General features: G+C 65.9%; 13 protein-coding genes. All 13 read right to left on the reverse strand.

Going from position 1 to position 13,313, the window contains the following annotated elements; translation table 11 throughout:
- The gene (locus tag HMPREF1478_RS09905) at positions 1 to 1,209 is read right to left on the reverse strand and encodes an ABC transporter permease (protein WP_016461932.1); all 1,209 of its coding nucleotides are present in this window, start codon (positions 1,207 to 1,209) and stop codon (positions 1 to 3) included.
- A 27-nt stretch (positions 1,210 to 1,236) separates the two neighbouring features.
- Positions 1,237 to 2,427, reverse strand: coding sequence for an FtsX-like permease family protein (locus HMPREF1478_RS09910; protein WP_016461933.1), 1,191 nt, complete (start codon positions 2,425 to 2,427; stop codon positions 1,237 to 1,239).
- Complete coding sequence (locus HMPREF1478_RS09915; protein ID WP_016461934.1) at positions 2,424 to 3,305, reverse strand: DUF6273 domain-containing protein; 882 nt, start codon at positions 3,303 to 3,305, stop codon at positions 2,424 to 2,426. Before HMPREF1478_RS09915 ends, HMPREF1478_RS09910 begins: the two co-directional genes overlap by 4 nt.
- A 13-nt stretch (positions 3,306 to 3,318) precedes the next feature.
- Positions 3,319 to 3,744: a DUF4418 family protein gene (locus HMPREF1478_RS09920; protein ID WP_034475640.1), complete on the reverse strand. Its 426-nt coding sequence runs from the start codon at positions 3,742 to 3,744 to the stop codon at positions 3,319 to 3,321.
- Positions 3,745 to 3,891: 147 nt separating this feature from the next.
- Positions 3,892 to 4,788: a 4-hydroxy-tetrahydrodipicolinate synthase gene (gene dapA, locus HMPREF1478_RS09925; RefSeq protein WP_034464064.1), complete on the reverse strand. Its 897-nt coding sequence runs from the start codon at positions 4,786 to 4,788 to the stop codon at positions 3,892 to 3,894.
- 104 nt (positions 4,789 to 4,892) lie between these two features.
- Entirely contained in the window at positions 4,893 to 5,435 is a 543-nt protein-coding gene (locus HMPREF1478_RS09930; protein ID WP_016461937.1) for a GNAT family N-acetyltransferase, read from the reverse strand.
- Complete coding sequence (gene dapB / locus HMPREF1478_RS09935) at positions 5,432 to 6,172, reverse strand: 4-hydroxy-tetrahydrodipicolinate reductase (RefSeq protein ID WP_016461938.1); 741 nt, start codon at positions 6,170 to 6,172, stop codon at positions 5,432 to 5,434. Before dapB ends, HMPREF1478_RS09930 begins: the two co-directional genes overlap by 4 nt.
- Before the next feature lie 97 nt (positions 6,173 to 6,269).
- Positions 6,270 to 7,574, reverse strand: coding sequence for a M16 family metallopeptidase (locus HMPREF1478_RS09940; RefSeq protein ID WP_016461939.1), 1,305 nt, complete (start codon positions 7,572 to 7,574; stop codon positions 6,270 to 6,272).
- Positions 7,575 to 7,705: 131 nt separating this feature from the next.
- Positions 7,706 to 10,060, reverse strand: coding sequence for a polyribonucleotide nucleotidyltransferase (locus tag HMPREF1478_RS09945; protein WP_016461940.1), 2,355 nt, complete (start codon positions 10,058 to 10,060; stop codon positions 7,706 to 7,708).
- A 184-nt stretch (positions 10,061 to 10,244) separates the two neighbouring features.
- On the reverse strand, positions 10,245 to 10,547 hold the full coding sequence (gene rpsO, locus HMPREF1478_RS09950) for a 30S ribosomal protein S15 (protein ID WP_198008394.1): 303 nt from the start codon (positions 10,545 to 10,547) through the stop codon (positions 10,245 to 10,247).
- A gap of 207 nt (positions 10,548 to 10,754) precedes the next feature.
- Positions 10,755 to 11,744 carry a bifunctional riboflavin kinase/FAD synthetase gene (locus HMPREF1478_RS09955; RefSeq protein ID WP_016461941.1) on the reverse strand — a complete coding sequence of 330 codons (990 nt, stop codon included), beginning with the start codon at positions 11,742 to 11,744 and terminating at the stop codon, positions 10,755 to 10,757.
- A gap of 10 nt (positions 11,745 to 11,754) precedes the next feature.
- On the reverse strand, positions 11,755 to 12,807 hold the full coding sequence (truB, locus tag HMPREF1478_RS09960) for a tRNA pseudouridine(55) synthase TruB (RefSeq protein WP_016461942.1): 1,053 nt from the start codon (positions 12,805 to 12,807) through the stop codon (positions 11,755 to 11,757).
- A 5-nt stretch (positions 12,808 to 12,812) separates the two neighbouring features.
- On the reverse strand, positions 12,813 to 13,262 hold the full coding sequence (rbfA, locus tag HMPREF1478_RS09965; protein ID WP_016461943.1) for a 30S ribosome-binding factor RbfA: 450 nt from the start codon (positions 13,260 to 13,262) through the stop codon (positions 12,813 to 12,815).
- Between the last annotated feature and the right edge of the window lie 51 nt (positions 13,263 to 13,313).

Consider the following 13,313-nt stretch of genomic DNA (forward strand, 5'->3'; position numbering starts at 1 on the left):
TCACTCCCCTTCCTTCAGGGCCAGGCTGGCATCCATTGTTGTCACGTACCGCAGCGCTATCCACGAGGAGACGAGGGCGACAATGCCCACCGACGCGAGCGCCCCCAGAGCCAACAGCGCCAGCGTCAGCGCGGATGGCACGAGGAATCCGCCCCCCAGGCTCTGGTCGACGAGGCCGGAGAAGGACACGAGGAGGACACCCGAGATGATGATGCCGCCGACGCCTCCGAGGATGTTGACGCCGAGCGCCTCGCGGATGATGATGCCGGAGATCATGCGCCGGTGCGCGCCCATGGCGACGAGAGTGGCAAATTCACGCTTGCGTTCGGCGACCATCAGGACGAACAACAGGGTGATCATGAGCAGGCCGACGCCCCACGCGACGCCGATGAGGACGGCCACCGTGCGCGACGTCGAGTCCAGCGATTGCGCGATGCCGCTGACCATCCTCGTTGAGGTGGCGACCGCAACGCCGGGCACCTGCTGGTGGATCTGGGCGGCCACGGCCTCGGCGTCGTATCCGGGCGCCACCTTGACCATCACCGAGGAGATAATCCGGTCGGTCTCAAGCATCGAATACTTGTTGAGGCCCTTGCGCAGCGAGGAGTCGATGACCTTCTTCGCAGTCTCGAAGTTCATGTAGACCGCGTTGTCGAGGGTCGACCCGGTCGCGTCGAACTGGCCGACGACCCGCAGCGTGTTGTCGAAGAGCTGGAAGTTGTTGGGGTCGTTGGCCAGCACGTTGGCTCCGACGATCACCTCATCGTCTCCCAGTTGTGTTCGCCCCACCGCGTCCCTCATCCACGGCTGGATCGTGAAGTCGGTGGCGGGATCGTAGGCGATCACCTGGTAGCGGCCCGAGCAACAGCTCGCCCTCGCCGAGGCCAGGAAGAGCTGGGAGGACGCAGCTTCGACCCCGTCGACGGCGGCCACCTCATCACGAGTCGCCGCATCCATGTAGAAGTATGACGGCTCGGCGCTCACCAGGAACGTCTGTGCGTCAAAATCGGTATCGGCCTCGGCGGGGGTGACCATGATGTCGGCTCCCAGGCGCGACTGGACCGTGCGCAGGCCGTGTTCGATCCCCTGGACGATAAGGGTCCCTCCGAAAATCGTCATCGTCATGAGCATGGAAAAGAGGACGAGGGTCCCCGTTCGCACGGGGTACCCGCGCAGGTTCATCCACGGAAGTCGCGAGCGCGACAGCATTGCGTCATTCCTCCTTGACCATCGTCCCTAGATCAGGACCGTTTTCTGTCCGCGCACCACGCGGCTTACCCGAACGAGGGCGAGGCGCGTTCCCACGATCCCCACACAGGTGACTGCGGCTATCGATACACCGGCGAGGGGCAGTGACGTCCCGGGGGCGGTGAGGACCTCGAGGAGGCTTCCATCACCCACAACAGGCAGGGCAAGGGCTATCAGCGCCACGCCCGCGAGTGCACCCACCGCGTGGAGTAACGCGGATTCACCCAGCATGACGCGACTGATGATGCCATGCGATGCCCCGATCGAACGCCAGACGGTGAGTTCGGCACGGCGTTCGTTCATGAGACTCACCTGTACGACGACGAGAGCGCCGAGCAGCACCACCCAGATGGCGCCGAGGACCCCGATCGCGAGCCCGCGGTGGGATCGAATGCCCGAGGCAGTGTCGACGAGGGCTTCGCTGCTACGCACGGCCCTCACCTTACGCACGTAGAGGTTGATCCAGTTCGTGACGCTCTCGATAGTGTCACTGCCCGACGTGCGCACAAGCGCCGCCGAGTAATCGGAGCTCGGGTCAACGGTGGCGTCGATGTCTTTGCCCGCCGCGCGGGCACCCGCGACAATGTCGGAGAGAGTATCCATACTGACGAAGACAGCGTTATCCAGCTCCGAGCCAGTGGCGAGCAGATGCGCGTTGATCGGGCGCTCCTCGCCAAAGACGGAGAGGGTCTGCCCCTCCGCCCCGGGGACAGCACTACCCACCGCGACGCTCCCGCGGGGCAGGGACGCCCGCTCCCCCTCGCGCATCCAGGGACCCAGCACGAAATCCGTCTCCGGTTCGAATCCGACAATCCACCGAGTGGAGCCATCGGAGAGCGTCTCTGAGACGTACAACTGGTGAGACACCGAGGCGATGTCCTCGTTCGAGGACATGCGCGCCAGAGCCGAGCGCGGCTGGTGGCAGCCCACGGGAGTACCGAGCATGAGGAGGCGCTTCTTATCCACCTGATTCAGGCAGCTCGTCGGGTAGACGACGAGGTCGGCACCGAGCCGCCGCTCGGCAAGGGACAGTTCGTTCCTCGCGGCAGCGACAAGAATGAACCCTCCGAAAACACACGCCGCCTGCGCGAGCGCGAGGAAGATGATGACGACGGACCGGAGCGGATGCGCCTGAGCGTTCGCGAGAGGAACGCGGCGCAGGGACAGGGCACCCTTCATCGGGTCCCCTCGCCGGTCCCCACAACATCGATCCAGAGGGCGGGGCGAACCCCGTACTGCAGATCGACGTTTGCCCCGCTGAGCGACGGCGTGCCCGAGGCATCGACGAATTGCGTGGCGAACCCGTAGGTTCCGGGAGAGCGCAGCCACCAGTCGGCGGTCCCGTCCTCGGACACGCTCAAAGGGCTTTCCGCGGCGTGCTCGGTGACGGGGGCAGCACCGATGTCGCTACGCGCGGCCGGGGTGTTGAAGTAAATGACGCTCTCGGTCTCGCTCAGCGCGAAGACCCGATCATCGGTCGGCGCACCGCCGCTGGCACCGGTGATGGATTGGTCCGCGTTCTCGTTATGCACCGTCTCGATGAGGCCACGCTGAACGGGGGTAAACGCTGCCTCGTAAAACTCCCCGTTCATCCACGCGCGCAGATCGGAATGTTCCCATGTGATGTCCTCGAAGGGCACGTGGTGATACTGGCGGGCCTCGAGGACATCCGCGCTCAGCAGCAGCAGCTGGCCATCGATCTCATCGAGAACGATCCACCGAATCGGCTCGGCCCCATTGGACGTGTCGCCATCTTGCTCGTAGGATCCAAACTCGATCGTGTCACCTTTGGACGCGCGGCGGTACGGCAGCGCCGGATCGACATCAACGAGGGCCTGCGCGCGCTGCGCAGCATCGCTGTAGCGTCCCAACGAATGGAAGATCTCGTAGGCGCCCTGGGCATCCCCGGCCTCGTCAAGGGCGACGGCCTGACGGTAGCGCATCGCATTGCGCGCGACGACCGTCAGAGCGATAGCGAGCGAGAGCACAAGGAGGACCGCGCCAATGCGCACGGTTTTCCGTCGAAGTAGGGCCCTCACGCCGTCATTGTCTCCCATCTGGGCGTATCCGTCAGGCGGAGGTCTTCTGGTCCTTCTTGAAGGACGCGACCAGCGCCCCAATGCCACTACCGGCGACCAGGACGCTCATGATGCGCACAAAAGGCTGGAAAACCGTGTGGCAGCGCATCGTCTTCATCATGCACAGCGGGCAGATGCCGCCGGGAATAAAGAAAACGACGACGCTGGCGATCACCGCGAGCGCGAGCAGGGCCAGGCGTACGGGCTTGTTCTTCACAAGGGCGGAAGCGCCGTAGAGCGCGATGAGTCCAACTGCGCTGCCGGCCACCATGTTCTGGCACTGATGGCAGTGCATCCACGTACCGTCGGCCCGTTGCTCGCACGCCGAAAAGACGGTCACCCCTCCGGCGAGCAGCAGCGCACTGAGGGCGGCAGGAACCAGGGGGATGATAACGTCCTTCTTTGCCACGGTATCCATTCCTTGCAGACACAGTCAGTGTTGGTGAACTTTACTTAGGTATATTAAACCTTTATTTCAGGCATCGTCAACGATCGCTATCTCTTCCTTAATATGCCAAGAAGAGACACGTCGCCCCCGCCGAATAATCGACGGGGGCGATACGTATCAGAGCAGGCCAGCGGCGCACAGGGCGCGGCGCAACGCCGACACCTCATCATCGCTGATTCCAACCATCGGCAGGCGCACGGCCGGGCTATCGATAACGCCCTGGAGCCACAGCGCGTACTTCGCCATGACCGCCCCCTGGCCACCGCCCATAATGGCGTGCACAAGGGGACGCAGCGAATACGACAGCTCACGGGCCTCCCACACCTGATCGGAGTCGAGCAGCTCGATCATGCGGCGGTAGTGGGCCGAGGCCACGTGCGTCACCACCGAAATGAAGCCCGAGGCGCCACCCGTCATCCACGCGAAGTTCAGGCCGTCATCACCCGAGTAGTACTCCAGGCCCGTGCGGTGCATACGCTCCACACCGGTCTCCACGTCACCCGTGGCGTCCTTGACGCCCAGGATGCGCGGATGCTGGGCGAGGATATCCAGTGTCGAATCAGAAAACGCGATGCCCGTACGACCCGGAATGTCATAGAGCATGACGGGCAGATCGGTCGCATCCGTCACGGCGCGCACGTGCGCACGCAGGCCCTCCTGGGACGGACGATTGTAGTACGGGGACACGATGAGCAGACCGTCCGCTCCGTGCTCCTGGGCGCCCTCGCCGATACGCACCGCGTGCGCAGTATCGTTCGAACACGCGCCACACAGGATGAACGCGCGATCTCCTACCGCCTCACGGACGGCGTCCGTCAAGTCATTCTTCTCCGGCTGATGAGTCGTCGGCGACTCACCCGTCGTGCCGGACAGCAGGATCGTGTCGCATCCCTCGTCGACCAGCTTGATCGCCAGGCGCTGCGCGGATGGCAGATCAATCTCACCGGTGGCGGTCATCGGCGTGACCATGGCGGCTGCGAGGGAACCGAAGCGGCGGGGAGGAATGTTACTCATGCGCTCCATGATACGCACGCCCCTGTACTCCGGGCACGACCGGCTCGAACGTGGACAGACAGCACCGCCGCCCGCCCGCGTGGGATCGCTCGCGCCGTGGGCCCTTAGTCGCGCTCGGCCCACCACATGTGCTGCGTAGGCCCATCGCCCAGCACGCGCACCGCGCCGGAAGGCTCAAAACCAGCCGACGTGTAAAAACGCTGACGCTCCTCATCATCCACGCCAACCCACACGCGCAACTGGCCACTCGTCAAGTCAGCAACAGCCGCCAGCAGGCGCGACGCGTGTCCCGAGCGGCGGAAGTTCTTCTCCACCGTCAGCTCGTACACCTGCGTGGCGGCCACCGCACCGTCGCCCGGCTCAGCGCAGTCAGCCGAGGTGGCCCCGGCCTCGTCGGGGCCCGCGAGTGCGAAACCGACAACGGTATTGCCGTGGAGGGCGACGAGGAGGGCAGTACCCGCGGGCCGCGGAGAGGCCAGCGTCGCCTCCCATTGGGCGGCGAGGGCCTCTTCCGTAATGCCCTGGGCGTCAAGGGCGGCCTGCCCCATGAGGGAGCGCCAAGCCTCGGCCTGCAGGCGAGCAATCGCGCGCGCGTCGCCGCCCTGAGCGGGGCGCACGGAGCGGTCGGGGCCGACGGGCGAGCTCACAGGCCCATCACCTGATCGAGCCCGATCGTCAGGCCCGTGCGGCCACTCACGCGGCGCACGCCCAGGAGGACGCCGGGCATAAAGGACACGCGATCAAAGGAATCCGTGCGAATCACCAGCTGTTCGCCCGCGTTGCCCAGCAGGATCTCCTCCGAGGCGGTCAGGCCACGCAGGCGCACGGCGTGGACCGGAACCCCGTCGACGCGGCCGCCGCGGCTGCCCAGCTCATCGGTCTGCGTCGCGTCGGGCATCTCCCCCAGTCCGGCCTCGGCGCGGGCCTTCGCGATGCCGCGTGCGGTCGCCACGGCGGTGCCCGAGGGGGCATCCACCTTGGCGGGGTGATGCATCTCGATGACTTCAGCGGACTCGAAGTATGGGGCAGCCATGGCTGCGAACTTCATGGCCAGGACCGCACCCATCGCAAAGTTCGGGGCGATCAGGACGGCGCGCCCCGCGGCCTCGGCATGCTCGCGCACGCGCGCGTAGGACTCATCCGTCCAGCCGGTCGTGCCCACGACGACATCCACGCCCGCGTCGAGGAGCGCGTGCACGTTGGACTCGGTGACGCTGGGGATCGAGAAGTCAACGGCCACCTGCGCGCCGTTCACACTCTCGGCCGTGATCTTATCTCCCGCGTCGAAAAGCGCAACAACCTCCATATCCGGGGCGCCCGTCACCGCCTGGACAACAGTCGAGCCCATACGGCCCTTGGCTCCGGTCACTGCCACGCGAATCATTGCGCTCTCCTTCATGGGTTATGTGTTGTCTTCAGAGTATTCCCGCGCCAGCGAGGGCTCACGCGGATGGACAGGGGGTTTCTCACTCCCCCGTTTCTTACTTGGCAGGCAGGACGAGGGCCCGGCAATCCAGCTTGGTCACAAGGGACGCAGCCAGTGCACGCACGTCGCGGGCTTCGACCGCGTCGAACTCTGCGAGGGACTCGTCGATAGGACGGTAGCGTCCGATGATCTCCGAGCGGCCCAGGCGCATCATGCGCGACCAGTTGTCTTCCAACCCCAGGACGACACCGCCACGTACCTGTCCGCGCACGCGTGTCATCTCCTCCTCGGTCGGGCCCTCTGCTGCCAACTCCTCCAGCTGTGCGCGCATGATGGCCTCGACCTCGTCGACCTTGTCGGGGCTGCAGCCCGCATACATGCCGAAGGTACCCGTGTCCGAGTAGGCAACATCGAAAGCGTAGGTTGTGTAGGCCAAGCCGCGCTTTTCGCGCACCTCCTGGAAGAGGCGCGACGACATGGATCCACCCAGGACCGACAGCAGGACACTCATGGTCGGGCCCGCCGGGTCCGTCGCCGACAGGCCCTCGCACCCGATGATGACGTGCGCCTGGGTGACGTCGCGTCGGCGGGTAATGTCCTTGTCGTGTTCGGCAATCGGGCTCGGGGCAGTCGATCGACGAGGCCGGGGCGAGGCCGCACTGCGCCCATCCCAAGGAGATCCATCCAGGGCGGCCTGCACGCGCTCGCACACTGATTCGTGGTCGACGTTACCGGCGGCGGCAACAATGAGAGACGAGGGGCCGTAGTGAGCCTGGTAGTGCTCCCACACGTCGGCGCGCTCGACCTCGCGGATCGCCTGAGCCGTACCACCCACAGGGCGCCCGATCGGACGGTCGCCATGGACGGCCAGCTGGAAGGCATCGTGAACCGTATCGGTCGGCGAATCTTCCCCCATCGCCAGTTCGTCCAGGATGACGCCGCGTTCCATCGAAAAGTCATCCTCATCCAGGCGGGAGTCAGTGACCATGTCGGCCAGCATCTCGATCGCCATGTCGAGGTCCGCGTCACGCACGCGCGCCCAGTATGCCGTATGCTCGCGCGCAGTTTCTGCGTTCGACTCGCCGCCCACGCTATCGAAAGCGACAGCGATATCGAGCGCAGAACGCTTGTTCGTGCCCTTGAACAGAAGATGCTCCAGGAAGTGCGTCGACCCGGCCGTACGAGGCCCCTCATCGCGCGAGCCCACGGGCACCCACAGAGAGACTCCCGCGCTCTTCGTCGCCGGGATCATCTGGGTCAGAACGCGCGTCCCAGCTCCCAGGATCGTGCGTTCAATGCGGGTGTCGCCGTCCTCGATGGACAGGTGCGCCTCGTCGAGCGGCAGTGGCTTGGGGGTCATACTTCTCCTCTTGCATCCCTTGATCGGGACTAGGCACGAAACGTTCACAGTGTAGCCGCAAAAAGGCCGGTGGCCGGGCGGAGCACACGCCCCATCCCGACCACCGGTCCGATTCAGCTAGCGGGAGCTACTCACTCCTCGGAAGCGCCCTCTTCACGCTCGTCATCACGGCGACGACGGGTGCGGGTGCGGGGGCGACGCTCGCGACGCTCGGAGCGATCACGACGCTCACGACGCTCACGACGCTGCTCGGCCTGCTCGCCCTCGGGGGCCTCAAGCTCACCGGCCTCGCCGTCGATGACGGCGTGCAGGCTCAGCTTGCCGCGGTCGCCGATCTCAGCGATCTCAACCTCGACCTGCTGGCCGACCTGCAGGACGTCGTCCACCGAGTCGATGCGCTTGCCGCCCACGAGGCGACGCACCTGCGAGATGTGCAGGAGGCCGTCCTTGCCGGGGGTCAGCGACACGAAGGCGCCGAACGACGTGGTCTTGACGACCGTGCCGACGAAACGCTCGCCGACCTCGGGCATCTGCGGGTTCGCAATCTGGTTGACCATCGTGCGGGCAGCCTCGGCGGAGGCGCCATCGGAGGAGGCGATGTAGACGGTGCCGTCGTCCTCGATGGTGACATCGGCGCCGGTCTCGTCCTGGATCTGGTTGATCATCTTGCCCTTGGGGCCAATGACCTCGCCGATCTTATCGACGGGGACCTTGACGGTGATGATACGAGGAGCGTTGGGGCTCATCTCATCGGGGCCGTCAATCGCCTGGTTGATGAGGTCGAGGATCGCCAGGCGGGCGTCGCGGGCCTGGGCCAGCGCGCCGCGCAGCACCTGGGAGTCGATGCCGTCGAGCTTGGTGTCCAGCTGCAGGGCCGTGATGAAGTCACGGGTACCGGCAACCTTGAAGTCCATGTCGCCGAAGCCGTCCTCGGCGCCCAGGATGTCGGTCAGGGTAACAGCCTTGAACTGGCCGTCGACCTCGCCCGTCATGAGGCCCATCGCGATGCCCGCGACGGGGGCGCGCAGCGGCACGCCGGCCTGGAGGAGGGACAGGGTCGAGGCGCAGACGGAGCCCATCGAGGAGGAGCCGTTGGAGCCCATGGTCTCGGAGACCTGACGGATCGCGTAGGGGAAGTCCTCACGCGACGGCAGGACGGGAACCAGAGCGCGCTCAGCAAGGTCGCCGTGGCCGATCTCGCGGCGCTTCGGGGAGCCGACGCGGCCGACCTCACCCGTGGAGAACGGGGGGAAGTTGTACTGGTGCATGTAACGCTTGGCGTTGACGGGCGACAGGTTGTCGATCTGCTGCTCCATGCGCAGCATCGCCAGGGTGGTGACACCCAGGATCTGGGTCTCGCCGCGCTGGAAGAGGGCGGAGCCATGCACGCGGGGCAGGACCTCGACCTCGGCGGACAGGGAACGGATCTGGCGCGGCGTACGGCCGTCCATGCGGATCTCTTCGCGCAGGGTGCGGTTACGGATCGTTGCCTTCTCGAGCGAGCGGAAAGCAGCCTTGAGGGCCTTCTCCGACTCGGGGAAGCGCTCGGCCAGAGCGCCCAGCATCTCTTCCTTGACGGCGTCGACGGCCTCGTCGCGGGCGAGCTTGCCCTCGGTCAGCAGGGCCTGAGCGATCTTCTCGGCCGCGTACTCCTCGACCGCCGCGTACTCTTCGTCGGTGTAGTCCAGGAACAGCGGGAAGTCGGCGGTCTCCTTGGAGGCCTTCTCGGCCACCTTGATCTGAGCCTCGCACAGCGCCTTGATGAAGGGCTTGGCGGCCTCGAGGCCGTCGGCCACGACATCTTCGGTGGGGGCGGTGGCACCAGCCTGAATGAGCTCCCACTCATTCTTGCCGCCGCCGGCCTCAACCATCATGATCGCGACATCTTCGGAGCCGTCTTCCTTGGTGACGATGCGGCCCGCGACAACGATGTTGAACACGGAACGCTCGAGCTCGCTCCAGCGCGGGAACGCGACCCACTGGTCATCGATCAGGGCCAGGCGGGTGCCGCCGATCGGGCCCGTGAAGGGCAGACCAGCGATCTGGGTGGACATGGACGCGGCGTTGATCGCCAGAACGTCGTAGGCGTCGTCCGGATCGATCGTCAGGACGGTCTCGACGACCTGAACCTCGTTGCGCAGGCCCTTGACGAAGCCGGGGCGCAGCGGGCGGTCGATGAGGCGGGCGGCCAGGATGGCCTCGGTGCCCGCGCGGCCTTCGCGGCGGAAGAAGGAACCGGGAATGCGACCCGCGGCGTACTGACGCTCTTCAACGTCGACGGTCAGCGGGAAGAAGTCGAACTGGTCCTTGGGGTTCTTGCCCACCGTGGTGGCGGACAGAACGGTGGTGGAATCGTCCAGGTAGGCCAGGGCAGAACCCGCGGCCTGCTTGGCGAGACGGCCGGTTTCGAAGCGCACGACGCGCTTGCCGAAACGGCCGTTATCGATAATCGCCTCTGCGGCGATGATGTCGGAGCCTTCCATCATGGGGCGTTTCTCCTTGGGTTGTTGGTGTCGCGCTCCACTTCGGCCTTCGATCGAAGCCCACGGATTAACGCTCCGTAGGCCACTGTCGAAAACCGGCGGCTTGTGCGCGAAAAATAACGGTTTGCCCGAGGCGGGCGTGTGAAAACCGGCCCGTCTCCGCTACGGGAGGCGGGCCGGCCCAAAATCAGCGGCGCAGGCCGAGACGCTCGATGAGCGAGCGGTAACGCTCGATGTCGATGTCAGCCAGGTAACCCAGCAGGCGGCGACGACGGCCGACCAGCAGCAGCAGGCCACGACGGGAGTGGTGGTCGTGCGTGTGGGTCTTGAAGTGCTCGGTCAGATCCTTGATGCGGCGGGTCAGCAGCGCGATCTGCACCTCGGGGGAACCGGTGTCGCCCTCGTGGGTCGCGTACTCGGCGATGATCTGGTCCTTGACGTCCTTGCTCAGCGGCACAGGCTTCTCCTTTGTTTTCGTTGCGCGGGGCATCCGGGCTTCTCCCGGATGCTGACGGTCCGCGGCCGGTGTACGGCCTTTCTACAGTAGCACGCCACCCGCCTTGTTCCCACAGTGAGCGACCAACCTAACGATTCCGCTCATCAGCGAGGCCAATGCCCCTCCCCTGCTCGCTGACCCCAGGCCCCGGGCGGGGTGGGTGCGCCCCGTAGCGCTGGGCGAGCCGTGAGGGAGGGCCCGCTATCGGGCGGTGACGGAATCCGGGTCGACGCGCCCGGCGACGCCGATACCGAGGACGGATGCGGTCTGACGCAGGTCATCGTCCATCTGGGTCAGCAACCCATCGAGGGAGTCGAAGGACATCATCGGGCGGATGCGCGACACGAAGGTCACAGCAATGCGTTCGCCGTAGAGGTTCAGGTCCGAGCGGCCCAGGACGTGGGCCTCGACGGTGCGCTCCTCGCCGTTGAACTGAGGGTTGGTTCCCACGGAAATGGCAGCGGGAAGGAACTCAGCGGACTGCGTGCCGGGCACTGCGCGAACGACCCAGCCAGCGTAGACACCGTCGGCGGGGATCACGCCTTCGACGTCCTCGGACAGGTTCGCGGTCGGGAAGCCGAGTGTGCGGCCACGCTTGAAGCCGTGGCAGACGGTGCCGCGGATGCGATGGAGGTGCCCGAGGACTCGGGCGGCACCGGAGACGTCTCCGACTGCCAGGAGCTCACGTACCCAGGAAGAGGACCAGCGCCGTCCTTCGGGCGCCTCAATGTCGGTGACGGTAATAACACCAAATCCGTAGCGGCTTCCCAGCTCACGCAGCGTGTCGATCGTCCCCGCGTTGCCACGTCCGAAGCGGAAGTCTTCGCCGACGACGACCTCGCGGGCACCACAGCGCTCCACGAGGTATTCGTAGACGAATTCCTCGGGCTCGAGGCTGTAGACACTCGCGTCATAGTGCGCGACGAGCGTCGCGTCCAGGCCGGCCGCAGCCATCGCGTCGAGGCGGTCACGCAGCGGGGAGATGAGCTGGAGGCCCACCTCGGGCTTGTGTACCTGGATGGGGTGCGGGTCGAAGGTGATGGCCACCGCGTCGATTCCCAGCTTGTGGGCGCGCTCAATGCACGTGGAGACGACCTTCTTGTGTCCGTTGTGCATGCCATCGAAATTGCCAATGGTGACGACACTGGCCTCGTTGCCGGGAATGTCAGAGAGGGAATACCAGACGTTCATGAGTCTCTTTCTAGAAAACCAGGACGGTACGCAGGCGCGCCTCATCAATGCGAAGCAGACCCAGGACGGTGCCGTCCGGCGCGAGCGCAGCGATCGGCGAGGCTTCCTCCTCGGACGAGCCGTTCGGGCGATAGCCAGCCTCGGTCGCCCACTGCGCCAGTTCACCGCGCGAACGCCGGGGGGCCTGACCATGAGCGAACGCTCCGGCCTCGGCCTCGGTCAGGAGGAGAGTGGGGAACATGGTGCGCGCGGCCTCCCCCAGGGGGACGAGGGGCAGGATCGGTTCCGCCTCCGGCTCTCCTTCCGGGGTGGCTGCCTCGACAGCAGCGCCCAGCTCGTCGAGCGTCATTGCCGACTCCACGGGTATGTCACCCACGCGCGTGCGACGTAGCGCGGTCAGATGGGCACCCACGCCGAGCGCCTCACCGGCGTCGCGCGCAAGGGCGCGCACGTATGTGCCCGAGGAACACTCGACGACCACGTCAACATCCACGACGCTCACGGGTCCCGAGGGCAACTCAGCGTTAGGCACGTTCTCTCCGTCGGCCTCGTCACGGACATACTCCGCGGGGCGCGGGGGCGCCAGGACCTCCAGGCGCGAAATGCGCACCGGACGCGCCGCCAGTTCGACGTCCTCGCCCGCGCGGGCAAGCGCGTAGGCGCGTTTTCCATTCACCTTGATCGCCGAGACCGTGGAGGGAACCTGCATGATGTCCCCGCGCAGAGGTGCGAGCGCCGACTCAAGCTCCTCCTCACTCAGCGAGGAACAGCCCACGGCTGCGGTCGCGACACCTTCTGCATCGTCTGTGTTGGTAGCGACGCCGAAGCGGATCGTCGCCCGATATTCCTTCGAATGTCCACTCACCCAGGTGAGCAGCTTCGTTGCCTTGCCAATGCCGATCACGAGGACTCCCGTCGCCATCGGGTCCAGGGTGCCACCGTGCCCCACCTTGCGGGTGTGGGCCAGTCGTCGCACGCGTGAGACCACGTCGTGGCTGGTGAGCCCCTGCGGCTTGTCGATAACGACGAGGCCGGGGCGCGGATTATCGGGTCGACGAGCCATGAGGGTCAGGCCCAATCCTTCTCGGCGTCGTCCTCTTCGTCATCGTGACGGTAGGGGTCGGCGTCGCCGGCGTAGGTGGCACCGGCGGAGGCGGCCGCGATGGCCTCGTCCTTCGCCTTGGCCTTCGCCAGCGCATCCTCGAGCGCAGCGGCGCTTTCGGGCAGCGCATCGGGAATGAATTCCAGGGTCGGAGTCAGACGCAGGCCCAGAGCCTTGCCCACACGCGAGCGGAACAGGCCCTGCGCGGATGCGAAGGCTCGTGCGGCCTTCTCACGCTGCTCGTCATCGCCGAGCACCGTGTAGAAGATGGACGCGTGCTGCAGGTCGCCCGTCACGCGCACGTCCGTGATCGTCACGAGCTCCAGGCGGGGATCCTTCACCTGGCGTCCAATCATCGACGCGACAGTCTGCAGGATTCGCTCCTGCACCTTACGAACGCGAGCTTCGTCAGCCATCGCGCCCTCCTTTCGGGCACTCACGCCCTTGTCGAAACACTAGATGAGAGA

The organism is Actinomyces sp. HPA0247 (assembly GCA_000411415.1).
GTDB lineage: Bacteria > Actinomycetota > Actinomycetes > Actinomycetales > Actinomycetaceae > Pauljensenia.